The 22,406-nt window shown below is 70.3% G+C and carries 23 protein-coding genes; 13 read left to right on the forward strand and 10 right to left on the reverse strand.

Annotated features, from left to right (window positions below):
- Nucleotides 1–319 precede the first annotated feature (319 nt).
- Both ACZ67T_RS24770 and ACZ67T_RS24775 read left to right on the forward strand, forming a co-directional pair.
- Nucleotides 320–961: an IclR family transcriptional regulator gene (locus ACZ67T_RS24770; protein WP_469986945.1), complete on the forward strand. Its 642-nt coding sequence runs from the start codon at nt 320–322 to the stop codon at nt 959–961.
- Nucleotides 962–1,330: 369 nt separating this feature from the next.
- Nucleotides 1,331–2,071, forward strand: a complete 741-nt coding sequence (locus tag ACZ67T_RS24775; RefSeq protein WP_469986946.1) for a S16 family serine protease — start codon at nt 1,331–1,333, stop codon at nt 2,069–2,071.
- Nucleotides 2,072–2,095: 24 nt separating this feature from the next.
- On the opposite strand, the gene ACZ67T_RS24780 is transcribed toward ACZ67T_RS24775, so the two are convergent.
- The 5 genes from ACZ67T_RS24780 to ACZ67T_RS24800 all read right to left on the reverse strand — a co-directional run bounded on the left by ACZ67T_RS24780 (nt 2,096) and on the right by ACZ67T_RS24800 (nt 6,470).
- A complete protein-coding gene (locus ACZ67T_RS24780) occupies nt 2,096–3,064 on the reverse strand; it encodes a glycine betaine ABC transporter substrate-binding protein (protein ID WP_469986948.1) in 969 nt (322 codons plus the stop codon).
- Nucleotides 3,061–3,924, reverse strand: a complete 864-nt coding sequence (locus ACZ67T_RS24785) for an ABC transporter permease (protein ID WP_469986950.1) — start codon at nt 3,922–3,924, stop codon at nt 3,061–3,063. The genes ACZ67T_RS24780 and ACZ67T_RS24785 overlap by 4 nt, the downstream gene beginning before the upstream one ends.
- Nucleotides 3,921–5,129, reverse strand: a complete 1,209-nt coding sequence (locus ACZ67T_RS24790) for a betaine/proline/choline family ABC transporter ATP-binding protein (RefSeq protein ID WP_469987268.1) — start codon at nt 5,127–5,129, stop codon at nt 3,921–3,923. The genes ACZ67T_RS24785 and ACZ67T_RS24790 overlap by 4 nt, the downstream gene beginning before the upstream one ends.
- Nucleotides 5,130–5,220: 91 nt before the next feature.
- Nucleotides 5,221–5,868: an ABC transporter permease gene (locus tag ACZ67T_RS24795; protein WP_469986951.1), complete on the reverse strand. Its 648-nt coding sequence runs from the start codon at nt 5,866–5,868 to the stop codon at nt 5,221–5,223.
- 131 nt (nt 5,869–5,999) lie between these two features.
- Nucleotides 6,000–6,470: an Lrp/AsnC family transcriptional regulator gene (locus tag ACZ67T_RS24800; protein ID WP_100594293.1), complete on the reverse strand. Its 471-nt coding sequence runs from the start codon at nt 6,468–6,470 to the stop codon at nt 6,000–6,002.
- Nucleotides 6,471–6,591: 121 nt separating this feature from the next.
- Here ACZ67T_RS24800 and hppD point away from each other — a divergent pair, with 121 nt between their 5' ends.
- From hppD to nthA, 4 genes are read left to right on the forward strand one after another with little or no spacing between them, the layout of a single operon-like run.
- Complete coding sequence (gene hppD, locus ACZ67T_RS24805) at nt 6,592–7,746, forward strand: 4-hydroxyphenylpyruvate dioxygenase (RefSeq protein WP_469986953.1); 1,155 nt, start codon at nt 6,592–6,594, stop codon at nt 7,744–7,746.
- A gap of 35 nt (nt 7,747–7,781) precedes the next feature.
- A complete protein-coding gene (locus ACZ67T_RS24810; protein WP_116512741.1) occupies nt 7,782–8,066 on the forward strand; it encodes an SH3-like domain-containing protein in 285 nt (94 codons plus the stop codon).
- Nucleotides 8,059–8,334: an SH3-like domain-containing protein gene (locus ACZ67T_RS24815; RefSeq protein ID WP_362906242.1), complete on the forward strand. Its 276-nt coding sequence runs from the start codon at nt 8,059–8,061 to the stop codon at nt 8,332–8,334. Before ACZ67T_RS24810 ends, ACZ67T_RS24815 begins: the two co-directional genes overlap by 8 nt.
- Nucleotides 8,334–8,921: a nitrile hydratase subunit alpha gene (gene nthA / locus ACZ67T_RS24820; protein ID WP_469986954.1), complete on the forward strand. Its 588-nt coding sequence runs from the start codon at nt 8,334–8,336 to the stop codon at nt 8,919–8,921. The genes ACZ67T_RS24815 and nthA overlap by 1 nt, the downstream gene beginning before the upstream one ends.
- A 102-nt stretch (nt 8,922–9,023) precedes the next feature.
- On the opposite strand, the gene ACZ67T_RS24825 is transcribed toward nthA, so the two are convergent.
- Nucleotides 9,024–10,706, reverse strand: coding sequence for a tetratricopeptide repeat protein (locus ACZ67T_RS24825; protein WP_469986955.1), 1,683 nt, complete (start codon nt 10,704–10,706; stop codon nt 9,024–9,026).
- Between the two features lie 108 nt (nt 10,707–10,814).
- Between ACZ67T_RS24825 and ACZ67T_RS24830 the strand changes: the two genes are divergently transcribed.
- On the forward strand, nt 10,815–12,185 hold the full coding sequence (locus ACZ67T_RS24830) for an FAD-binding oxidoreductase (protein ID WP_469986957.1): 1,371 nt from the start codon (nt 10,815–10,817) through the stop codon (nt 12,183–12,185).
- 56 nt (nt 12,186–12,241) lie between these two features.
- Here the strand turns inward: ACZ67T_RS24830 and ACZ67T_RS24835 are convergent, their stop codons facing one another.
- The gene (locus tag ACZ67T_RS24835; protein ID WP_469986959.1) at nt 12,242–12,721 is read right to left on the reverse strand and encodes an SsgA family sporulation/cell division regulator; all 480 of its coding nucleotides are present in this window, start codon (nt 12,719–12,721) and stop codon (nt 12,242–12,244) included.
- A 221-nt stretch (nt 12,722–12,942) separates the two neighbouring features.
- Here ACZ67T_RS24835 and ACZ67T_RS24840 point away from each other — a divergent pair, with 221 nt between their 5' ends.
- Together ACZ67T_RS24840 and ACZ67T_RS24845 are read left to right on the forward strand one after the other, a co-directional pair.
- Nucleotides 12,943–14,562: an RDD family protein gene (locus tag ACZ67T_RS24840; protein ID WP_469986960.1), complete on the forward strand. Its 1,620-nt coding sequence runs from the start codon at nt 12,943–12,945 to the stop codon at nt 14,560–14,562.
- 99 nt (nt 14,563–14,661) lie between these two features.
- Entirely contained in the window at nt 14,662–15,429 is a 768-nt protein-coding gene (locus tag ACZ67T_RS24845) for an RDD family protein (protein WP_469986962.1), read from the forward strand.
- A 39-nt stretch (nt 15,430–15,468) separates the two neighbouring features.
- On the opposite strand, the gene ACZ67T_RS24850 is transcribed toward ACZ67T_RS24845, so the two are convergent.
- Nucleotides 15,469–15,807: a hypothetical protein gene (locus tag ACZ67T_RS24850; protein WP_469986964.1), complete on the reverse strand. Its 339-nt coding sequence runs from the start codon at nt 15,805–15,807 to the stop codon at nt 15,469–15,471.
- Nucleotides 15,808–16,204: 397 nt separating this feature from the next.
- Here ACZ67T_RS24850 and ACZ67T_RS24855 point away from each other — a divergent pair, with 397 nt between their 5' ends.
- Together ACZ67T_RS24855 and ACZ67T_RS24860 are read left to right on the forward strand one after the other, a co-directional pair.
- Nucleotides 16,205–18,601: an immune inhibitor A domain-containing protein gene (locus ACZ67T_RS24855; RefSeq protein WP_469986966.1), complete on the forward strand. Its 2,397-nt coding sequence runs from the start codon at nt 16,205–16,207 to the stop codon at nt 18,599–18,601.
- Nucleotides 18,602–18,723: 122 nt separating this feature from the next.
- Nucleotides 18,724–19,095 carry a hypothetical protein gene (locus ACZ67T_RS24860; RefSeq protein WP_469986968.1) on the forward strand — a complete coding sequence of 124 codons (372 nt, stop codon included), beginning with the start codon at nt 18,724–18,726 and terminating at the stop codon, nt 19,093–19,095.
- Between the two features lie 83 nt (nt 19,096–19,178).
- Here the strand turns inward: ACZ67T_RS24860 and ACZ67T_RS24865 are convergent, their stop codons facing one another.
- Together ACZ67T_RS24865 and ACZ67T_RS24870 are read right to left on the reverse strand one after the other, a co-directional pair.
- Entirely contained in the window at nt 19,179–19,763 is a 585-nt protein-coding gene (locus ACZ67T_RS24865) for an isochorismatase family protein (RefSeq protein ID WP_469986970.1), read from the reverse strand.
- A gap of 73 nt (nt 19,764–19,836) precedes the next feature.
- Entirely contained in the window at nt 19,837–21,180 is a 1,344-nt protein-coding gene (locus ACZ67T_RS24870; RefSeq protein ID WP_469986971.1) for a nicotinate phosphoribosyltransferase, read from the reverse strand.
- An 81-nt stretch (nt 21,181–21,261) separates the two neighbouring features.
- Between ACZ67T_RS24870 and clpS the strand changes: the two genes are divergently transcribed.
- Nucleotides 21,262–21,579 (forward strand): ATP-dependent Clp protease adapter ClpS, encoded by a 318-nt coding sequence (gene clpS / locus ACZ67T_RS24875; RefSeq protein ID WP_100593970.1) that lies wholly within the window; start codon nt 21,262–21,264, stop codon nt 21,577–21,579.
- Nucleotides 21,580–21,627: 48 nt separating this feature from the next.
- Nucleotides 21,628–22,233 carry a DUF2017 domain-containing protein gene (locus tag ACZ67T_RS24880; protein ID WP_469986973.1) on the forward strand — a complete coding sequence of 202 codons (606 nt, stop codon included), beginning with the start codon at nt 21,628–21,630 and terminating at the stop codon, nt 22,231–22,233.
- Nucleotides 22,234–22,406 lie beyond the last annotated feature (173 nt).

The raw sequence follows: 22,406 nt of genomic DNA on the forward strand, positions 1-22,406 counted from the left end.
CGCTACGTGCAGACGTGGTGCACGCTCCGTTGATCGCGCCCCGCGTAACGGGGCAATCGGTACAGGTCAGGATAGTTACTGCCCGGATTCTGGACGGAGTCTTCCGCTGAGCGGGACGACCTCGCTACATTCCCGGCAACGCACACGCCCCGTGGCAGAGCCGCCGCGGAGCGCAGCCGGTGCGCCATGCGCCTCCGCCCGGGACCATCCGAACCGGGTCGATTGCCGACCGGCGGCCTCTGACGCGCGTCGCCCACGGGGCCGGCGTCGCAACCGCCGCGGAGGGGGCCGCCGCCTTCACCACTAAGGAGTGGGCGTCGTGACCGCGGAGACCTCCCAGACGCTCGACCGGGGACTGCGTGTCCTCAAGCTGCTCGCCGACACCGACCACGGGCTGACGGTCACCGAGCTGTCCAACAGGCTCGGCGTGAACCGCACCGTCGTGTACCGCCTGCTCGCCACGCTCGAACAGCACGCCCTGGTCCGACGCGACCTCGGAGGCCGGGCGCGGGTGGGGCTCGGCGTGCTGCGCCTGGGCCGCCAGGTGCATCCGCTGGTACGGGAGGCTGCGCTGCCGGCGCTGCGATCCCTTGCCGAGGACATCGGGGCCACCGCGCATCTCACGCTGGTCGACGGCTCGGAAGCGCTCGCCGTCGCCGTCGTCGAGCCGACCTGGACGGACTATCACGTGGCGTACCGGGCCGGTTTCCGGCATCCGCTCGACCGGGGGGCCGCGGGGCGCGCCATACTCGCTGCGCGGCAGGGGCTGGCGCCTGAGCCCGGTTACACGCTGACCCATGGGGAGCTCGAGGCCGGTGCCTGTGGCGCTGCGGCGCCCTTGGTGGGGGTGAGCGGGCTCGAGGGGAGTGTGGGAGTGGTGATGCTTTCGGACTCCGTCCCTGAGCGGGTGGGGCCGCGGGTTCTTGATGCGGCGCGGGAGGTTGCCGACGCGTTGCGCTAGGCGCGCTGCGTTCCGGGTATTCGTGCGGGGTATCAGTGCCGGGCGTTTTGCGCCGTTCCCCGCGCCCCTTGTCGGCGGCGGTCCGTTGTCTTCTGCGGGTTCGTCTCGGCTGGGTGCGCAGTTCCCCGCGCCCCTTGAACAACCGGTCCGTTCTTGGCTGCGGGCCGAGTGTGGCTGGTCGCGCAGTTCCCCGCGCCCCTGGGTGTGGCCGGTCGGTTGTTGGCTGCGGGTCGGGTGTGGCTGGTCGCGCAGTTCCCCGCGCCCCCAATGGGGCGCCCCCGTCGCGGCTGGTCCTCGCGTTAGATTGGGGCCGTGCTTCTCTCTCGGATTTCTCGGCCCAAGGCCCTTGCCGTTTGTGCGTTGCCTGTGGTGGCTCTGCTGGCCGTGGCGGGGTTTGCGCCGTTGCCGTTCGCCATCGCTCAGCCCGGGCCGACCACCGATGTGCTCGGGGATTCGAGGGGGAAGCCCGTCATCGAGATCTCCGGTGCGCCCACCCGGGACACCACGGGGAAGCTGCGCATGGTGACGATCGTCGCCACCGGGCCCGATGCGGAGGTGAGCCTGGGTGACCTCGTCGACAGCTGGTTCCGTACGGACCGTGCCGTCATGCCCCGCGACGCCGTATACCCCGCGGGCGACTCCACCAAGGAGATCGAGCAGCACAACCTCGGCGAGATGAAGAAGTCGCAGGACTCCGCGACCGCGGCCGCGCTCGGCTTTCTGGGCAAGTCCCCGGACGAGGTGAAGGTGGACCTCCAGCTCGCTGACGTCGGCGGGCCCAGCGCGGGGCTCTTCTTCTCCCTCGGCATCGTCGACAAGCTGGACGGCAACGGCAGCGGGGGCGATCTCACGGGCGGCCGTTCCATCGCCGGTACGGGCACCATCACCGCCGCCGGGAAGGTCGGCGCCGTCGGCGGGGTGTCGCTCAAGACGCAGGCCGCCTGGCGCGACGGAGCCAAGGTGTTCCTGGTGCCGGAGGCGGAGTGCGGGGACGCCAAGGCCGAGGCGCCCAAGGGCATGCGGCTGATCCCTGTGACGACGCTCAAGGGCGCGGTCTCGGCGCTGACGGCCCTGGACAAGGGCGACGGGGGCAAGGTCCCCAGCTGCTAGGCACAGGGGGAGCACAGGGCCCGCTCACTCCGTCACGAATCCCTCCTTCACCAGCCAGTCCTTCGCCACGTTGTGCGGGTCCTGGCCGTCGACGTCGACCCTCGCGTTCAGCTCCTGCGCGACCGTGTTGTTGAGCTTCTTCGTGATCGGCTCGATGACCTCCGCCATCGCCGGATACTTCGCCAGGGACTTGGTGTTCATCTCCGGGGCCGCGTTGTAGTTCGGGAAGAAGTGCTTGTCGTCCGCCATCACCTTGAGGTTCATGGCCTTGATGCGGCCGTCGGTCGTGAAGACCTCGCCGAACGTGCAGGTGCCCTTCGCGGCCTGCGTGTAGATGATCCCGGTGTCCATCTGCGTGACGTTCGCGGTCGGGATCTTCATGCCGTACGCCTTCTCCATGCCGTGCAGCCCGTCCGCACGGTTGGCGAACTCGCTCTCCACGCAGAGCGTCACGGCCTTGGGGTTCTTCTTGGCGAGGGCGGCCACGTCCGAGAGGGTCTTCGTGCCGTACTTCTTGAAGTTGGCCTCGTTCATGGCCAGCGCGTACGTGTTGTTGAGCGCGGACGGCGGCAGCCAGGTGATGCCGTTCTTGAGGTCGGCGTCGTGCACGGCCTGCCACTGGGCCTGCGGGTCCGGGATAGGGGTGGAGTGGCCCAGGTAGGTGATCCAGGCGGTGCCTGTGTATTCGTACATCCCGTCCGCTTCACCGCTCTTGATGGCCTCGCGGGCGCCGATGGAACCCTGGATGCCGGTGCGGTCGAGGACGTCGGCGCCGGCGGCCTTGAAGGCGATGCCCATCATGGCGCCGAGGATCAGCTGTTCGGTGAACTCCTTGGACGTGACGGTGATATTGGCGCCCCTGAGCGGCTCGCCCTTGCCGATCGAGCCCGGTTTCACGTCGTCGACCAGCGGACTGCCGCTGGTCAGTCCGCAGCCCGCGAGCAGTGACGCGACGAGGCCCGCTGCCGCCGCCGCACGGTACGTACGCCTCATGTCCGCACCTCCAGTCCGCGTGGCCGCAAGAGGAGTTCGGCGAGCGACGCCAGCCAGTCCACGAGCAGGGCCAGCGCGACGGTCAGGATCGAGCCGAGCACCAGGACCGGCATGCGCTGGTTGGTGATGCCGGTGGTGATCAGGACGCCGAGTCCGCCACCGCCGCCGAACGTGGCGAGGGTCGCCGTGCCGACGTTCAGGACGAGCGCCGTGCGCACGCCCGCGAGGATCAGCGGTACGGCCAGCGGGAGTTCGACCTTGGTGAGGACGCCGAACGGTGACATGCCGATGCCGCGCGCCGATTCGAGGAGTGTGGGGTCGTTCGCCTTCAGGCCCGCGATGGTGTTGGAGAGCACGGGCAGGATCGCGTAGATGATGATGCCGATCAGGGCCGACCGGCGGCCGATGCCCAGCCAGATCACCAGCAGGGCGAGCAGGCCGATCGCGGGGGTGGCCTGGCCCATGTTGGCGAAGGCGAGGGCGACCGGGGTCGCCTTGCGGAACATCCTGCGGGTCAGCAGGATGCCCAGCGGGATCGCGATGATCAGCACGAAGAACGTGGAGACCACCGTCAGGTAGATGTGCTGCTTGACGAGCTTCCACACCTGACCGCCCGAGATGGCGTTCTCGGTGATCGTGTCCAGGGTGGCCTGCTGGAACCAGAGCCAGGTGGCCAGCAGCACGGCCACGATCACGGCCGGCAGGAACGTGAGTTTCTGCCAGGAGATCCGGCGCTTCTCGCGGACCGGCGGCGGTGGCGGCGCCTCCTGCTCGGCCTCGCCCTCGTCGCGGAACGCGACGCCCTTCACCTCGTGCTCGCCCTCCGGACGCTGGTCCGGGGGCGACTTGGGGGTGTTCACGCCTTCAGCCCTCCCCCCTCGCCTTCCTGCTCCTGATGGGTCTGCTGCGCCCGCAGTTCCTCCAGTTCGTGCTGGTGCTCCACGGCCTCGAGCCGGTCGGCGTCCAGGAGTTCGTGTACGGAGTTCATCAGCGTCTCCATGTCGACGACGCCCTCGTACTCACCGCGCCGCCCGGTGACCGCGACGCGTCCCGCGTTGTCGGTCAGGACTGCTTCGAGCGCGTCGCGCAGGGTCGCGTCCCGGGTCACCGTGTCGTGCACGAGGGTGCCCGCGCGGGCCAGTGACCCCTTGGCGCGCATCAGGTCACCGCGCCGCAGCCACTTGTAGGGGCGGCGCCGCTTGTCGAGCAGGAGCAGCTCGTTGGTGCCCGCGTCGCGCAGCTTGTCGAAGATGGTCTGGAGGGGGTCGTCGACCTGCACCGTCGGGTAGTCGGTGACCTCCACGTCCCGGACGCGGGTGAGGTTGAGGCGCTTGAGGGCGGCGCCCGCGCCGACGAAGCCGGACACGAAGTCGTCGACGGGGTTGGTGAGGATGGCCTCGGGGGTGTCGAACTGGGCGATGTGCGAGCGCTCGCGCAGGACCACGATGCGGTCACCGATCTTGATCGCCTCGTCGAAGTCGTGGGTGACGAAGACGATCGTCTTGTGCAGCTCCCGCTGGAGGCGGATCAGCTCGTCCTGGAGGTGGTCGCGGGTGATCGGGTCGACCGCGCCGAACGGCTCGTCCATCAGGAGTACGGGCGGGTCGGCCGCCAACGCCCTTGCCACGCCCACGCGTTGCTGCTGGCCTCCGGAGAGCTGGCGTGGATAGCGGCCGCGGAACTCGCCGGGATCGAGACCGACCAGGTCCAGCATCTCCTCGACGCGCGCCTTGATCTTCGACTTGGACCAGCCGATCATCTTCGGCACCAGGGCGATGTTCTGCGCGACCGTCATGTGCGGGAAGAGGCCCGAGGACTGGATCGCGTAGCCGACCTTGCGCCGGAGCTTCACCGGGTCCATGTCCGTGACGTCCTCGCCGCCGATCCTGATACGGCCGCTGGTCGGCTCGATGAGCCGGTTGATCATCTTGAGGAGGGTGGTCTTGCCGCCACCCGAGGGGCCCACGAAGATGACGGTCTCGCCCGCCTTGATCTCCAGGCTGACGTTGTCCACGGCGGGCGCGGCGGATCCGGGGTAGCGCTTGGTGAGGTTCTCCAGCTCGATCGTCGCCCCGGTCGTGGAGCCGTGCTCCCCGGCGCCGCCATCGGCGGTGGCCGTCGCCGTGGCGGCGGCCGCGGGGGTCTGGGGCAAGGAGTCAGACACGGATCCCCCTCGGGATGGTCATGCGGCCGATGAGGACGTACGCGGCGTCGAAGAGGAGCGCGAGGATGATGATGCCGACCGTGCCCGCGAGCACCTGGTTCAGTGCGTTCTTGCTGCCCAGGGACGCGATGCCGCGGAAGATCTCGTTGCCGAGCCCGGGGCCGGACGCGTAGGCCGCGATGGCGGCGATGCCCATCAGCATCTGGGTGGAGACCCGGATCCCGGTGAGGATCGGCGGCCAGGCGAGCGGCAGCTCCACCTTGGCGAGCCGGGCCATGCGGGACATGCCGATGCCGCGGGCCGCGTCGATCAGGGAGGGGTCCACGCCCCGCAGGCCCACGATCGAGTTCCGCACGATGGGCAGCAGCCCGTACAGGGTGAGCGAGATGACCGTCGGCGGGACGCCGAGGCCGACGATCGGGATGAGCAGACCGATCATGGCGAGCGAGGGGATCGTCAGGATGGTCGAGGTCGTCGTGGTGGCGAGGTTGCCCGCCCAGTCGCTGCGGTAGGTGACCACACCGATCACCACGCCGATGACGGTCGCGACGACCATGCACTGGAAGACCACGCTGGCGTGCTGGTAGGCGTCCGCCAGCAGCTGCTGATGGGCCGCGCTGATGTAGTCCCAGAAGTTCACGGGCCTCGCCTCCTTTCGCCGGGCTGACGTCCGGCCGGCTTCAGCCGGTGGCCCGGGGTTGTCCCCGGGAAGACGCAGCGCCGGCACTCACCTCGTCCGGGCGGACTCCGTGAGCGTCGAGGACGTGCGCGTCAGGAATCCGACGAGGCCTGCTCCACGAGCGGGATGATCCGCAGCGGAACGGGATTTTCCATGACGATCGCGGTGGAAGCCCGGACGATGCCATCAAATCCCACGACCCGGTCGATCACACGCTGGAGATCGGCGTTCGAGCGGGCCACGAGACGGCACAGCATGTCGCCGGTGCCGGTCGTCGTGTGGAGTTCGAGGACCTCGGGGACCGTGGTCAAGTGCGCCCTGACGTCCGGTCCTTGGCCCTGCCGGATCTGCAGCGTGGCGAAGGCCGTGACCGGATAGCCGAGGGCCGCCGGATCCACCTGGGGTCCGAAGCCCCGGATGACTCCGTTCGACTGAAGCCGGTCGAGGCGCGCCTGCACGGTGCCGCGCGCGACCCCCAGGCGCCGGGACGCCTCAAGGACCCCGATCCGGGGCTCGCGCGCGAGCAGCAGGATCAGCTGCCCGTCCAGATGATCGATCGCCATACGGGCCTCCGGGTGGTCATCCTGTACAGATCGCCCGCCCATAATGGCGATCCGCTGAGCAGATTGACCATCGGAATCACGAACTATTGCGCATCTTGTGGTTCGGAGAGAGCCTCTGGCCATGGCAGCTACTTCTGCGAACATCCAGACCACCCCCGACACCGCGCGCGAGGCCGACCCCTTCCCGGTGAAGGGAATGGACGCGGTCGTCTTCGCCGTGGGCAACGCCAAACAGGCCGCCCACTACTACTCGACGGCCTTCGGCATGAAGCTCGTGGCCTACTCGGGCCCGGAGAACGGCAGCCGCGAGACGGCCTCCTACGTGCTCACGAACGGCTCCGCCCGCTTCGTGTTCACCTCCGTCATCAAGGTCTCCACCGACTGGGGCCGTTTCCTCGCCGACCATGTGGCCGAGCACGGCGACGGCGTCGTCGATCTCGCCATCGAGGTCCCGGACGCCCGCGCCGCGTACGCGTACGCCGTCGAGCACGGCGCCCGCGGCATCACCGAGCCGTACGAGTCCAAGGACGAGCACGGCACCGTCGTGCGCGCCGCGATCGCCACGTACGGCAAGACCCGCCACACGCTCGTCGAGCGCACGGGCTACGACGGTCCGTACCTGCCCGGCTTCGCCGCGGCCGACCCGATCGTCGAGCCGCCGGCCAGGCGGACCTTCCAGGCCGTCGACCACTGCGTCGGCAATGTCGAGCTCGGCAGGATGAACGAGTGGGTGGCGTTCTACAACAAGGTCATGGGCTTCACGAACATGAAGGAGTTCGTGGGCGACGACATCGCGACCGAGTACAGCGCGCTGATGTCGAAGGTCGTCGCGGACGGCACGCTCAAGGTCAAGTTCCCGATCAACGAGCCGGCCATCGCCAAGAAGAAGTCCCAGATCGACGAGTACCTGGAGTTCTACGGCGGCGCCGGCGTCCAGCACATCGCGCTCGCCACGAACGACATCGTCGAGTCCGTACGCGCCATGCGCGCCGCGGGCGTCCAGTTCCTCGACACCCCCGACTCGTACTACGACACGCTCGGCGAGTGGGCCGGCGAGACGCGGGTGCCCGTCGAGATCCTGCGCGAGGAGAAGATCCTCGTCGACCGCGACGAGGACGGCTACCTGCTGCAGATCTTCACCAAGCCGGTCCAGGACAAGCCGACCGTCTTCTTCGAGATGATCGAGCGGCACGGCTCGATGGGCTTCGGAAAGGGCAACTTCAAGGCGCTCTTCGAGGCGATCGAGCGCGAGCAGGACAAGCGCGGCAATCTGTAGGGGCACTCCGTAGGCACACGCCCTAGGCTGGCCTCATGGCCAGGATCAACGACGTGGGCGGCATGACAGGGTTCGGCGCCATCGACACCACCGACGACGCCGAACCCTTTCACGCGGACTGGGAGGCGCGCGTCTTCGCCCTCCAGCGCGCGCTCCTCGTCAAGGGGGTCTTCAACCTCGACGAGTTCAGGGACGCCATCGAGACGATGCCGCCGGGCGAGTACCTCGCGGCCTCGTACTACGAGCGCTGGTTCCATGCGATCCGCACGCTCCTCGAACGCAAGGGCGTCATCGAGGAAGGGGCGCTGCGCGATGACTGACCGGTTCGCCGCAGGCGCCCGCGTCCGCACGTACCCGCACGACCCGCCGCACCACACGCGCCTGCCGCGGTACGCCCGCGGCAAGCTCGGCGTCGTGGTCGAGCCGGAGGGGCGGGCGCCGCTCGCCGACGTGCGCGCGCAGGGCCGGGACGACGCCCCCGTCGAGATGATCTACGCGGTCCGGTTCGCGGCACGCGAGCTGTGGGGTGAGGGCGACCACCATGTCGTACTCGACCTGTCGGAGAGCTATCTGAGGGAGGCCGAGTGATGTCCGGTACGCACGAGGACGCGGTGATCTCCCGTCAGGTACGCCGCCTGGAGAGCCTGTTGGAGGAACAGGGCATCGTCGGGGGCGACACCGTCGACGAGGTCATCGACGGGTTCCTGTCGGGCGCCTCGCCCGTGAACGGCGCGAAGGTCGTGGCCCGCGCGTGGACGGATCCGACCTACCGGGAGCGCCTCCTCGCCGACGGCACCTCGGCGGTGGGTGAACTGGGCTTCTCTGCCGGGGGAGTTCAGAAGCAGCGGCTGCGCGTCGTCGAGAACACCGCCGACACGCACAACGTCATCGTCTGCACGCTGTGCTCCTGCTACCCCCTGCGCCTGCTCGGGCCCTCGCCCGGCTGGTACAAGAGCGAGGCGTACCGCTCCCGCGTCGTGCGGGACCCGCGCGGCGTCCTCGCCGAGTTCGGCGTGACCCTGCCGGAGTCCGTGGACATCACGGTCTGGGACTCCAGCGCGGAGACGCGGTACATGGTCCTGCCCAGGCGCCCCGCGGGAACGGACCGCCTCGGCGAGGCGGAACTGGCGGCCCTGATCACGCGGAACGGTCTCATCGGGACGGGTGTGATTTAGCCGGGTGCGCTTCAGGGGGGCGGGGCCCCGGGTTGCAGGGGTTCGGGACGGGTGTGATCTGACCGGGAGCGCTACGGGGCCGAAGGTCCCCGGTCGTGGGGCTTACGCGCCCGGGGGCTTGGGCGCCTGAGGAGTCTGCCGGGACGACGGCTCGGCCGGGGCTGCCGGAGGCTTGGCCGGCGGGGCCGCGGACCTGGGTGGCGTGACGGGGGCGGCCGGGCGGGCCGCGGGGCTTTCGCCCGGCGGGCGCCGGGGTGCGGAGCGCGCGGGGGCCGGGCTCCGGGGCGCCGCGTGGGGCGCCGACGACGGTGCCGTGTCCGGCTTCGTCTCCCGTGCCTTCTCGGGCCAGTCGGCCGCCGGGGCGCCCAGCGCGGCCCGTGCCTTCTTCGCGAGCGGGGCCAGGAGCGGCGAGAAGGACGGGTTGATGCGCAGGGCCTCGTCGATGTACCGGCGGGCGGGCCCGTCCAGCTTCAGCTCCCTCTCCACTTCCCCCCGGTGGTAGGCGATCAGCGCACTGCGTACGGTGCCCCCGTGTTCCGGGTCCGTCGCGCGCTGCACGTACTTCAGCGCCTGCTTGTCGTCGCCCGCCTTGTGCAGCGCCCAGCCCAGCGCGTCCGCGGCCTGCACGCTCGGCGCCCGCTCCCACTCGGCCCGCAGTCGGGTCACGGCCGCCCGCGGGTCTGCGTGGTCCGCCTCGAACCGGCCGAGGAGGAGCGAGTCGTCGACCCCGTTCGCCCCGTCCGCCTCCACCCGCTTCCGCAGCAGGTCGTACTGCTCCTTCGCCGCGTCGCCGAACCCGATCGACTCGTACAACTCGCCCAGCTCCAGGGCGTACTCGGGCCGCGGTCGCTGGGCGAGCACCTGCCGGTACGCCTGGAGCGCCTCCGTCGTACGGCCCAGCGACGTCAGGGCGCGGCCCTTCCCGGCGAGCGCCGCGTCCTGGTCGGGGTCGGCCGCGAGGGCCTGGGTGAAGTAGCTCAGCGCCTCCGCGGGCTTGCCCCGCTCCCACGTCAGCTCGCCCAGCCGGTTCAGATACGAGGCCCGCTCGGACGGCGTCGAGGCGAGCGCCGCCGCGTCGGTCAGCGACGCGAGCGCGTCGTCACGCCAGCCGCGGTCCCGGTAGACCTGCCCCTTGCGTGCCATCACGGCCGCGCCCGAGTGCAGCTGCGTCAGCTTCTCCAGGGCCCGGCCCACGGCCTTGTAGTCCCCGAGGTGCCCGTAGGCGTCGATGAGCAGCGGATACGTCGTCCACCGCTTCGGCGCCAGCTTCGCAGACGCCTCGCCCCACTTCTTCGCGGCGCGGTAGTCGTGCCGCGCGCCGGCGAGCGCGGCGAGCCCGTTCAGGGCGTCCACGTTCCCGGCGGGCCGCGTCTTCAGCGAGGTCCGCAGGGCGCGCTCCGCCTTCGGGTAGTACGCCGAGTCGGCCGTCCGCAGCCCCCGCTCCACGTAGGCGGCCCCGAGCACCGCCCACGACCGGTCGTCACGCGGATGGGCCCGCAGATACGACTCGCGCTCCCCGATGAGCGCCGTCAGGTCGGGCAGCGACGCGGTGGCACCCGCGGCCGCCGCGTCCATCGCCCGCGCGGCGGACCCCGGCGCGGGCGGCGTCCCGCGCTCCGGTGAGGAGGGCATCGGCATCAGCAGGATGCCTCCGACCACCACGGACCCCGCGACCGCGCCGATCACCACGCGTCTCATCAGCGGGGAGAGCCGGCGTCCCGGCTCGGGACCAGTGGCCGTGGCCGGCCGCTCCGCTTCGGTCTCCTCGATCTCCTCGGTCTTCATGGCGCACACTGTGCGTCAATACGAAGAGCACATCACGGCAACATCCCGGCACGTGAAGGGCGTCTCAGACGGGTTCACACCGATGGCCCCGAGTGCGACGCTGTGATCATGAGCCGCACACTCACCGAACGACTTCAGGAAGGCCTCCCGGCCGGGGCGGTCCTCACCGACCCCGACGTCACGGCCTCGTACGCCAACGACATGGCCAGCTTCTGCGACGCGGGCGCGCCCGCCGTCGTGGTGCTGCCCCGCACCGTCGAGCAGGTCCAGCACGTGATGCGCACGGCGACCGAGCTGCGCGTCCCGGTCGTCCCGCAGGGCGCCCGCACGGGCCTGTCCGGCGCGGCCAACGCGTCCGAGGGCTGCATCGTGCTGTCCCTGGTCAAGATGGACCGCATCCTGGAGATCAACACCGTCGACAGGATCGCGGTCGTCGAGCCGGGCGTCATCAACGCCAAGCTCTCCCGGGCCGTCAACGAAAAGGGCCTCTACTACCCGCCGGACCCGTCCAGTTGGGAAATGTGCACCATCGGCGGGAACATCGGCACGGCATCGGGCGGCCTGTGCTGTGTGAAGTACGGGGTGACGGCGGAGTACGTCCTCGGGCTCGACGTCGTCCTCGCCGACGGCCGGCTCCTGTCCACGGGGCGCCGCACCGCCAAGGGCGTCGCGGGCTACGACCTCACACGTCTGTTCGTCGGCTCCGAGGGCAGCCTCGGCATCGTCGTACGGGCCACGCTCGCGCTCAGGCCCGAGCCGCCGCAGCAGCTGGTCCTGGCCGCCGAATTCGCCTCCACGGACGCCGCCTGCGACGCGGTCTGCAAGATCATGGAGGGCGGTCACGTCCCGTCACTGCTCGAACTCATGGACCGTACGACCGTGAAGGCCGTCAACGCGATGGCGAACATGGGGCTGCCCGAGACCACCGAGGCGCTGCTCCTCGCGGCCTTCGACACCCTCGACCCGGCCGCCGACCTCGCCGCCGTCGGTGCCCTGTGCGAGGCCGCGGGCGCGACCCAGGTCGTCCCCGCCGAGGACGCCGCCGAGTCCGAACTGCTCCTCCAGGCCCGGCGCCTCTCACTCACCGCGCTCGAAGCCGTCAAGGGCACGACGATGATCGACGACGTGTGCGTGCCGCGCTCGAAGCTCGCCGAGATGCTCGACGGTGTCGAGCGCATCGCCGAGAAGTACGACCTGACGATCGGCGTCTGCTGCCACGCGGGCGACGGCAACACGCACCCCACCGTCTGCTTCGACGCCCAGGACGCCGACGAGGGCCGGCGGGCCCGCGAGTCCTTCGACGAGATCATGGCGCTGGGTCTCGAACTCGGCGGGACCATCACCGGCGAGCACGGCGTCGGCGTCCTCAAGAAGGAGTGGCTGGCGCGCGAGCTCGGCCCGGTCGGCATCGAGATGCAGCGCGCCGTCAAGGCGGCCTTCGACCCGCTCGGTCTGCTCAACCCGGGCAAGCTCTTCTGACGCCCGCCGCTCCCGGTTCGTTCTTCTGCTCGCATCCACCCCCGTGGGACGCGCGCTCACTCACCGTCCTGGGACTCGTCCGAGGGCCACGGGTCGCGCAGCCACAGCTCGTCGACGCGGCCCGGGGTGGGGGCGAGCAGCTCGGCGAGGCCGTCGTCGATGCCGAGCCGCTCGGACTCAGAGCCCGGAGGGACCACCCGCAGCGTCCGCTCCAGCCAGGCGGACACGGCGGCGGCGGGCGCTTCCAGGAGCGCGTCGCCGTCCGGTGAACTCAGCGCCATGAGGACGACGCTGCGGCGGTCGACCTTCGTCGGCCACACGCGCACGTCGCCGTGCCCGCACGGCCGGAACACCCCCTCCACCAGCAGCTCGCGCGCGAACGTCCAGTTGACCGGGCTCTCGGAGCCGATGTGAAAGGCGATGTGGACGGCGTACGGGTCGTCGGTCCGGTAGGTGAGGCGGGCAGGGACGGGGATGCTGCGCTCGGGCGACAGGACGAGCCTCAGCTCGAGTTCACGTTCCACCACGGTGTGCATGTCGTGCGTTTCCTCTCCTCGTACGGGTCGTGCGGGGGCCCGCGAGAGCGGGCCCGTGCAAGGAGAGAGGGCGAAGGGCGCGGAGCATTACGCGAGTTCCGGAAAGTTTTTCCGGCGTCCCCGGAAAGTGGTCCTTACGGGCGGACCCGCCCGGTGGCGGGCGGTGGTCTGATAGATGTGGACCCCCAACAAAACCCCCGAGCAGATACGGGACGACGGACATGAGCGCCCCAACTCCGGCCCCCGGCGACGACAGGCCCCGCGACGGGTACTACCCCGACCCGTCCATTCCCGGATATGTCCGGTACTGGAACGGTGCCGCGTGGGTGCCCGGCACGAGCCGCCCGGCCCCGTCCGACGGCGAACCCCTCGCCGCCCCCGCCGGGGTGACCCCGGCCCCCACCCCAGAGCCCGCCCCCGCCCCCTCGCCCTCTCCGTCTCCTGCGCCTCTGCCCGTCGAGGAGACCGGCCCGGTCTTCCTCGACGAGGAGCCGGAGCGGTACTCGGACGAGCCGGCCGCACCCGAACCCGCCACGGCCTGGCAGGCGGACGCGTCCCGCCAGACCGGCTTCGGCGGCGAGCAGGACCGCCGTGTGTCCTGGGGCGCCGACCCGCGCGTACCTGCTCCGCAGCAGGAGGAGCGCACGGACGGCGCGCTCACGGACCGCCCCGCACAGCCGGAGCCCCCGACGCCGCCCACGGAGGGGACCGTCACGTTCCGCCGCACCTCGGCGCCCGTGAACCGCCCCGAGGGCACGATGACGATGCGAGCGCTGTCTGCTCGGCAGGTGCCGGGCCGGCAACTGCCCGCGCCGCAAGGGCCCGCGACGCAGGGACCGGCGCAGGGTCAGGGGCCGGCATCCCAGGAGGCGGCCGGCCTGCACGCGCAGGGCCACCAGGGTCAGCAGGTCGAGGGCCACCAGGCCCAGCAGCCCGCGCCCCAGCAGCCCGCGCCCCAACAGCCCGCGCCCCAACAGCCCGCGCCCCAACAGGCCGGCTCCCAGCCTCAGCCCCATCAGGGCTTCGCCCCGCAGGGGCCGGCTCAGCAACCTCCGGCCCACCAGGCGCCGGCCCCACAGTCCGCTCCGCTCCAGCCCCAAGCGCCCCGGGCCAATCGCCCGGGCGCGGTCCCGCCACAGGCCGCCGGCCCCTCCGCCGCCCCCATGACCTCCGGCCCCGGCGGCGGCTCGCCGTCCTGGGCGCAGCAAGTGCACCAGCTCGCCCAGCCCGGTCAGTCCGGGCAGCTCGGCCAGTCCGCTCAGCCCGCCGCGGGCGAACCCGCGGAGCCGGGAGGCCCCGTCACGCCGTGGAAGCCCGTGGCCAACGACCCGTTCCTGGCGGCAGCCCAGGCGCAGGCGTCGGCGCGGCCCGCCGGGCCGGGCAGGCGTCTCGCGGCCCGGCTCATCGACACGGTGGTGCTCGGTGCGGTCACCGCGGTGGCGGCCGTCCCGCTCGGGACCAAGGCCGTCGACCACATCGACGGGAAGATCGACGCGGCGAAGGCGTCGGGCCGCCAGGCCACGGTCTGGCTGCTGGACGGCACGACCGGCACTTACCTGGGCATCGTCCTCGCCGTTCTCCTTGTCGGCGGTGTCCTCTACGAGGCCCTGCCGACCGCCAAGTGGGGCCGCACCCTCGGCAAGAAGGTGTGCGGGCTCCAGGTGCGGGACATCGAGGAGCACGAGGCGCCCACGTTCGGCGCGGCGCTTCGGCGGTGGCTGGTGTACTGCGTGACGGGCCTGCTGGCCATCGGCGTCGTCGGCGTGCTGTGGTGCCTGTTCGACCGGCCGTGGCGCCAGTGCTGGCACGACAAGGCGGCCCGTACGTTCGTCGCGGGCTGACCCCCGCCGCCCAGCCCGGCCACCGCACGGGCGAGCCGTCGTACCCCGGACGGCGGCTCGCCGGATGCGGAATCGGGGGGTTCGCGGTCGACTCGGGCCATGAGCACCGAACCGCCGCCCCCCGGCTCAGGCCAGCCCCCGGAAGACGACCCGTTCCGAAAGCCGCCGCCCTCCCAGGGCAGCGGTGGCTCACCGGACGGCGGCCGACAGGACCCGTACGGGACTCCGCAGAACCCCCCGGGTTCGGGGAACCCGTACGACTCCGCGCCGCCCCCGCCCGGCGGCACCCCACCGCCTCCGCCCGGCGGCACTCCTCCTCCGCCACCCCCGCCCGGCGGCGGTGGAGGCCCCTATGGAGGTGGCCCCTACGGGGAAGATCCCTACACCGGTGCCCCTTACGGGGGTGACCCGCTGGCCGGGATGCCGCCCCTGGCGGACAGCGGCAAGCGCGTGCTCGCGCGGATCATCGACATCATCCTGGTCAGCATCGTCGTGGGGCTGCTGTCCTGGGCGTTCGGGATCGCCGAGTACCAGACGAACCCCGACAAGATCGAGTACGGCAAGCAGTTCGGCCAGTCCGTCCTCGCCGCGATCCTCTACATCGGGTACGACACGTTCATGACCGCGAGGACCGGCCAGACCCTGGGCAAGCGGCTGCTCAAGCTGCGCGTGGCGAACCTCAACGACGGGGCCACGCCCAGCGTCCAGACCAACCTGGTGCGCGCCGCGGTCCTGTGGCTGCCGGCGGTGTTCTGCTGCGCCTGCATCTGGACCGCGTTCTGCGGCGGCTGGAGCTTCTTCGACAAGCCCTACAAGCAGGGCCTGCACGACAAGGCCGCGAAGACGGTGGTGGTCAGCACCGGCTGAGCGGACGAGGGGCGGCGTTTGCGGCGGGTTCGTGGATCATCACGGGCCCGCCGGTCCGCGTGTGCCGGACGGCGCGACCTCGTACACGGACTCGGGGGCTGCCTGCGGGGCGGCCGCGGGCACGACGGCCCGCTGGACCGGCAACCGCTCCTCCGTGACGGCCCCGGAGTCGGGGGTCTCGGATGCCGGCGCGGCGGCGGGCCGTGACTTCGGCAGGGGGACCGTCAGCGCCACGAGGAGACCGAGGCCGAGTGCGGCCAGGGCGATGACCGCGACGCCGAGGCCCGAACTCGTCTGCGACAACAGCAGCATGGCGAGTGTCGAGAAGATCACGGTCGCGGAACCGTAGGCGAGCTGTGCGGCAGTCGGACGCGGCATGGCGTTATCCGTCCTCGGGACAGCGGATGCTTGCTTCACTGGCGTATAGCAGGAGCCATTGGCAGCTGCATATGTAAGGGGTGCGGAGCCGGGTCGACTTGGCCTTGGCGTGCCGTCAAATGACTCTAATCCGACGCATGCCCGAGGAGAACGGGCAGTAAGCGTGACCTAACCCACGACGCGGTTGCACGGGGGGCGCACGGAGTCACCGAGTCCACGAAGTGGACGGTTCGGCGCGCCCGTTGAGGGAAAGGCCGCGTCCGGATATCGGCGCCGCGCCACTGCATAGTGCACTTCAGTTGTCCCAGTCAAGGTCTGTTATTTCTCCTTCACCTCCGGTCAAATAGCGTCACTTGTGATACGTGGCCGACAGGCCACGGAGGAGGGGAACCATCAAGTGACCACCAAGAGACGGGCGTTGAGATCCGCCGCCGTGCTCGTGACGCTGACCGCGACCGCGGCTGCCGGATCGGTCCTCGCGACGGGCGCCCAGGCCGACACCCCGGCCGTGGGAAGCTCCACGTCGCACGGCAAGACGTACGGGGGCAAGGGGCACGTCATCGGCGGCCCCTTCAGCCGGCAGATGGAGCAGCAGCGCAAGACCGCGCTGGAGCAGGTGCTCTCCGGGAAGTCGAAGGTCGTCAAGCGCGACGGCTCGCAGGTCGTGCAGCTCGGCAAGAACAAGTACGTCGAGCTGGGCCGGGAGCGGACCGACAAGATCTTCACGATCCTGACGGAGTTCGGCGACAAGGTCGACAACACGACGCTGGTCGACCGTGCCGACGACGACACGCCTGACCTGAAGCCCAAGTACGGGGGCACGCCGGGCCCGCTGCACAACCGCATAGCGGAGCCGGACCGTGCCACGAACAACAGCACGGCCTGGCAGAAGGACTACAGCAGCAAGCACTTCCAGGACCTGTACTTCGGTACGGGCAAGGGAGTCGACTCGCTGAAGACCTACTACGAGAAGACGTCGTCGGGCCGCTACTCGGTCGACGGCGAGGTCTCGGACTGGGTCAAGGTCCCCTACAACGAGGCCCGTTACGGCTCCAACTACTGCGGCGCCGACAACTGCCCGAACGTCGAGGACCTGGTCCGCGACGGCGTGAACGCGTGGGTCGAGCAGCAGAAGGCGGCCGGCAAGTCCGACGCCGACATCAAGGCGGACCTGTCCCAGTACGACCAGTGGGACCGTACCGACCACGACAACGACGGCAACTTCAACGAGCCCGACGGCTACATCGACCACTTCCAGATCGTCCACGCGGGCGAGGACGGGTCGGCCGGCGGCGGCGCGCAGGGCGGCGACTCCCTGTGGGCGCACCGCGGTTACGCCTACGGCCGCGACGACGGCGACACCGGTCCGACGGGCTTCAAGGCGGGCGGCACCCCGGTCGGCGACACCGGCATCTGGGTCGGCGACTACACGATGCAGCCGGAGAACGGCGGCCTCGGCGTCTTCGCCCACGAGTACGGCCATGACCTCGGCCTGCCCGACCTGTACGACACCACGTACAGCGGCGAGAACTCGGTCGGCTTCTGGTCCCTGATGTCGGCCGGCTCCTGGCTCGGCACCGGCAAGGACGCCATCGGCGACATGCCGGGCGACATGACCGCCTGGGACAAGCTGCAGCTCGGCTGGCTCAACTACGACAAGGCCAAGGCGGCGACCAAGTCGACGCACACGCTGGGTGTTTCGGAGTACAACACCAAGCGCAAGCAGGCCCTCGTCGTCGAGCTGCCCGAGAAGAAGAACGTCACCACCGACATCGTGAAGCCCACCGAGGGCGCGAAGCAGTGGTGGTCGGACTACGGTGACGACCTCTCCAACACCCTCACGCGCCCGGTCGATCTGACCGGCAGGTCGAAGGCGGCCCTCGAACTCGACGGCTGGTACGACATCGAGAAGGACTACGACTACCTGTACACGCAGGTGTCCACGGACGACGGCGCCAGCTGGAAGACGATCGACGGCACCGCCGACGGCGTCACCATCCCGCGTGACGGCGGCGACAAGCCGGCCCTGACCGGCGTCTCCGGCAAGTTCCAGCACCTGGTGTTCCCGCTGGACGCCTACGCGGGCCAGAAGATCAGTGTCCGCTTCCGCTACAAGACGGACGGCGGCGCCGGCGGCATGGGCTTCACCGCCGACAACCTCACCGTCAAGGCGGACGGCCAGGCGCTGTTCACCGACAACGCCGAGGGCGACGACAACGGCTGGACCGCGCGCGGCTTCTCGCGCGTCGGCGCCTCCGTGACGGGCGACTTCCCGCAGTTCTACCTCGCGGAGAACCGCCAGTACGTCTCCTACGACAAGACCCTCAAGGTCGGCCCGTACAACTTCGGTTGGCGCGACGGCGGTGCGAAGAACGACTGGGTCGAGCACTACTCGTACCGTCCCGGCCTGATGATCTGGCAGTGGGACACCTCGCAGCGCAACAACAACGTCGGCCAGCACCCCGGCAAGGGCCTGATCCTGCCGGTCGACGCCCACGCCAAGCCGCTCAAGTGGGCCGACGGCAAATACATCACCAACAAGATCCAGCCGTACGACGCCGCGTTCAGCTGGTTCCCGAACCCGGGCTTCTCGCTGCACAAGCTCGGCGTCGAGACCAAGATCCCGGCACAGCTGGGCGTCCCGGTCTTCGACGACCACAAGGGCACGTACTGGTACAAGGAGAACGCCACCGGCAGTGTCCAGACAACTGACACCAACACCCGGATCTCGATCGTCGGGCAGCCGCTCGACGGCTCGTCGATCACGGTGAAGGTGGGCCCCTCGGCGAAGTAGTCCACATCGCCGCAGGTCAGAGCGTGATCGGCCGTCGCCCTCTAGCGGGCGGCGGCCGATCGTGTTTAGGTGCGTCCTGTGGGTTTCTTATTGACACTACGTCTCACGGGGGTGTGACAGTCATGTCCGCAGGAGGGTTCTGCAAGCTGCCGAACGGCACCGTGGTGGTGGCGCTGACCGTGCCCAGCCCGTCGCCGGACGACGGTGCGGTACGGGTCCTGGTGCACGCGGCGAACCGCGCCCGCGCCCTGACCCGGCTGCGCAACCTCGGCCTGCGGGCGATCTACCTGAGGGGCAACGCGGAGCCCCCCACACCGGACGAGATCACGGCGGTCCTGCACCACCCCGACGGCCTCCTGTGGAGAGCCGCCCCCCACTGCACGGCGGGCGAACTGTGGCACCCGATCAGAGCCCTCCTGAGACCGAGGCAGCCCGGCCGGGCCGGCTACTCCAGCTCGGCCTCCACCCCGGCGCCCAGCCCCTCCCGCGTGTGAGGAGCGGGGTCCGGAGCAGAGCCCCACGCGGCGGAGCCGCACATTGATACGGCCGGGAAGGGGCGGGCCGGGGGAGGGAAAGCTCAGACGACAGGCTTGCCGCTGAGCTCGACCCCGGCGCCCCGCATCTCCTCGAGCGCCGCCGCGGTGGTCCCCGCGGCCACGCCGGCCGTCAGATCGAGCAGCACCTGAGCCCGGAACCCCTCCCGCACCGCATCCAGCGCGGTGGCGCGAACGCAGTGATCCGTGGCGAGCCCGACCACATCCACCTCGGTGATCCCCCGAGCCCGGAGCCAGTCCGCCAAGGAGGCCCCGTTCTCGTCGCGCCCCTCGAAGCCGCTGTAGGCGGCCGCGTACGCCCCCTTGTCGAACACCGCGTCGATCGCCCCCGACGCCACGGCCGGCGCGAAGTTCGGGTGGAACCCGACCCCCTCCGTGCCCGCCACGCAGTGCGCGGGCCAGGAGTGGACGTAGTCCGGGGAATCGGAGAAGTGGTCACCGGGCGCGATGTGGTGATCGCGGGTGGCCACGACGTGCCGGTACCCCGCGGGCGCCTGCCCGATCAGGTCGGTGACGGCCGCGGCCACGTCGGCCCCGCCCGCTACCGCGAGGCTGCCGCCCGCACAGAAGTCGTTCTGCACATCTACGACGATCAAGGCGCGGCGCATGGCGGGTGTCCTTCGGCTGGGAGACTTCGAGCGTAGAGACTCGAAGTGCGTTGCGGGAGGGGGCGTTTGAGTGTCAAGCGGGCGCGTCCAGCAGATACTCCGTAGGGATCACGGCTTCCCCGCGCGAGAGCTGCGTCGCCGAGAGCGGCAGCCCGTCGAGCGCCTCGATGTGCCGCTCGCGTACCGCGTCCAGCGGCTCGCGCGCGACGACGGTGCCGCCCTTGACCAGCTCGACCAGGAGCTGCCGGTCGACGAGCTCGTCCGGGACGGGACCCGTGCCGATCACCTCGGCCTCGGCGGTCCCCTGATCGTCGCGCCGCCGTGCGGCCCACTTGCGCCCGCCCACGGACGTCTTCGCGCCCATGGACTTCTTTGCCACGGGCAGCAGCGGCGCCTGCGGGTCGGTGGACTCGGCGCGCGCGACGAGCTTGTAGACCATGGAGCACGTCGGCTGCCCCGAGCCGGTGACCAGCTGCGTTCCCACGCCGTACGCGTCCACGGGCGCGGCCGCGAGCGAGGCGATGGCGTACTCGTCGAGGTCCGAGGTGACGACGATCTTCGTCTCGGTGGCGCCGAGTTCGTCGAGCTGCCCGCGCACACGGTGCGCGACGAGCAGCAGGTCGCCGGAGTCGATGCGTACGGCGCCGAGCCCGGGCCCGGCGATCTCCACGGCGAGGCGCACGGCCTCCGTGACGTCGTACGTGTCCACGAGCAGGGTCGTGCCCTCGCCGAGGGAGTCGACCTGGGCGCGGAACGCGTCGCGCTCCGTGTCGTGCAGCAGCGTGAAGGCGTGCGCGGACGTGCCGACGGTCGGGATCCCGTACCGGAACCCGGCCGCGAGGTCCGAGGTGGTGGCGAAGCCGCCCACGTACGCGGCGCGGGACGCGGCGACGGCGGCCAGCTCGTGGGTGCGGCGCGCGCCCATCTCGATCAGCGGCCGGCCGCCCGCGGCGGAGGCCATGCGGGAGGCGGCGGCGGCGATCGCCGAGTCGTGGTTGAGGATGGAGAGGATCACCGTCTCCAGCAGGACGCACTCCGCGAAGGAGCCCTCGACCCGCAGCAGGGGGGAGCCGGGGAAGTACACCTCGCCCTCGGGGTAGCCCCAGATGTCGCCGCTGAAGCGGTAGGCGGCCAGCCATTCGAGGGTCGGCTCGTCGATGATGCCGCGCTCGCGCAGGAAGCCCAGTTCGCCGGCGTTGAACCGGAAGTTCTCGACGGCGTCCAGCACCCGGCCCGTGCCTGCCACGACGCCGTAGCGGCGGCCCTCGGGCAGCCTGCGTGTGAAGACCTCGAAGACCGAGCGCCGGTCGGCCGTGCCCGCCTTGAGCGCGGCCTGGAGCATCGTGAGCTCGTAGTGATCGGTGAAGAGCGCTGTCGACGGAACGTCCACCGGCAGGCCAAGGTCCGCTGTGTTCATATCCGGGATGCTACCCCCAATTAGCGTCAGTGTGACGATTTCCGTGGTCGATTTGTGCGGTCGCCGCCCCCTAGTGGCAGCATGGGCTGTGTGACGGCTCCTGCACCCCTAGAGATCGAACGCACCGAGTCGGCGGAGGAGACCTTCGCCGTACCCGAGCCGGACGTTCCCTGGATCACGCTCGTGCACAACGACCCGGTCAACCTGATGAGTTACGTGACGTATGTCTTCCAGACGTACTTCGGTTATTCGAAGGACAAGGCCACCAAACTGATGCTCGACGTGCACCAGAAGGGTCGCGCGGTCGTCTCCAGCGGGTCCCGCGAGGAGATGGAACGCGACGTTCAGGCCATGCACGGCTACGGTCTGTGGGCCACCCTTCAGCAGGACCGCAAGTAGCGCACGCAAGCAGCGCACGCAAGCAGCGACGGAGTAGCGACGCACCTGATGCCAGGACACTTCGAACCGATTCCCGGCGGCGGGGCTGCCGTCGCGCTCGACGAGGTCGAGATCTCGATCATCCGCTCCCTGGCGGTCCAGCTCCTGGAGCTGATCGGCCCGGGGCCCGGCGGGGACGCGTCCGACGACCCGCTCGCCGAACTCTTCGCGGAGGGCCCGAGCGAGCCGCCGTCCGACCCGGTCCTCCAGCGCCTCTTCCCCGACGCCTACGGCGGCCCGGGCGGCGAGGAGGCGACGGCGGACAAGGCGGACGAACAGCGTGCGCACTCCGCCGAGTTCAGGCGCTTCACCGAGAACGACCTGCGGGCCGGCAAGCGCGAGGACGCGCTCGCCGTGATCCGCTCGCTCGACGCGCTGACGTCCTCCGGCGAAGGGGGAGCGGTCCTCAAGCTCTCGCCCGAGGAGTCCGTGCGCTGGATGCGCGCGCTCAACGATCTGCGTCTCGCGATCGGCACCCGCCTCGACATCACCGACGAAGAGGACGCGGACTTCCTCTACCGGCTCCCGGACGAGGACCCGCGCAAGCCGATGGTGATGGCGTATCTATGGCTCGGCGGACTCCAGGAGACTCTGGTCGAAACCCTGATGACCTGATCTGTCAGGACATGTCGACCGGACGCTGAGAGTCCGCATGTAAGCGCGTTCGCTCAGCGGTTGCTCAATTCCGGATAACGATCCTGTCACTTGAGCGGTCGCGTATGCCATACGAGGGGCTTTTTGTCCGGTTTTTCCAGTGGTGTGTGCCACACGTGGCTTTCTCGATCAGT

The organism is Streptomyces sp. NPDC107517 (genome assembly GCF_055582645.1).

Bases quoted from the DNA above. Each gene is read 5' to 3' on its own strand.
- ACZ67T_RS24780 (WP_469986948.1), bottom strand. From the start codon at position 3,064: ATGAGGCGTACGTACCGTGCGGCGGCGGCAGCGGGCCTCGTCGCGTCA.
- ACZ67T_RS24800 (WP_100594293.1), bottom strand. From the start codon at position 6,470: ATGGCGATCGATCATCTGGACGGGCAGCTGATCCTGCTGCTCGCGCGC.
- hppD (WP_469986953.1), top strand. From the start codon at position 6,592: ATGGCAGCTACTTCTGCGAACATCCAGACCACCCCCGACACCGCGCGC.
- ACZ67T_RS24810 (WP_116512741.1), top strand. From the start codon at position 7,782: ATGGCCAGGATCAACGACGTGGGCGGCATGACAGGGTTCGGCGCCATC.
- ACZ67T_RS24815 (WP_362906242.1), top strand. From the start codon at position 8,059: ATGACTGACCGGTTCGCCGCAGGCGCCCGCGTCCGCACGTACCCGCAC.
- nthA (WP_469986954.1), top strand. From the start codon at position 8,334: ATGTCCGGTACGCACGAGGACGCGGTGATCTCCCGTCAGGTACGCCGC.
- ACZ67T_RS24825 (WP_469986955.1), bottom strand. From the start codon at position 10,706: ATGAAGACCGAGGAGATCGAGGAGACCGAAGCGGAGCGGCCGGCCACG.
- ACZ67T_RS24830 (WP_469986957.1), top strand. From the start codon at position 10,815: ATGAGCCGCACACTCACCGAACGACTTCAGGAAGGCCTCCCGGCCGGG.
- ACZ67T_RS24835 (WP_469986959.1), bottom strand. From the start codon at position 12,721: ATGCACACCGTGGTGGAACGTGAACTCGAGCTGAGGCTCGTCCTGTCG.
- ACZ67T_RS24840 (WP_469986960.1), top strand. From the start codon at position 12,943: ATGAGCGCCCCAACTCCGGCCCCCGGCGACGACAGGCCCCGCGACGGG.
- ACZ67T_RS24845 (WP_469986962.1), top strand. From the start codon at position 14,662: ATGAGCACCGAACCGCCGCCCCCCGGCTCAGGCCAGCCCCCGGAAGAC.
- ACZ67T_RS24850 (WP_469986964.1), bottom strand. From the start codon at position 15,807: ATGCCGCGTCCGACTGCCGCACAGCTCGCCTACGGTTCCGCGACCGTG.
- ACZ67T_RS24860 (WP_469986968.1), top strand. From the start codon at position 18,724: ATGTCCGCAGGAGGGTTCTGCAAGCTGCCGAACGGCACCGTGGTGGTG.
- ACZ67T_RS24865 (WP_469986970.1), bottom strand. From the start codon at position 19,763: ATGCGCCGCGCCTTGATCGTCGTAGATGTGCAGAACGACTTCTGTGCG.
- ACZ67T_RS24870 (WP_469986971.1), bottom strand. From the start codon at position 21,180: ATGAACACAGCGGACCTTGGCCTGCCGGTGGACGTTCCGTCGACAGCG.
- clpS (WP_100593970.1), top strand. From the start codon at position 21,262: ATGGGCTGTGTGACGGCTCCTGCACCCCTAGAGATCGAACGCACCGAG.
- ACZ67T_RS24880 (WP_469986973.1), top strand. From the start codon at position 21,628: ATGCCAGGACACTTCGAACCGATTCCCGGCGGCGGGGCTGCCGTCGCG.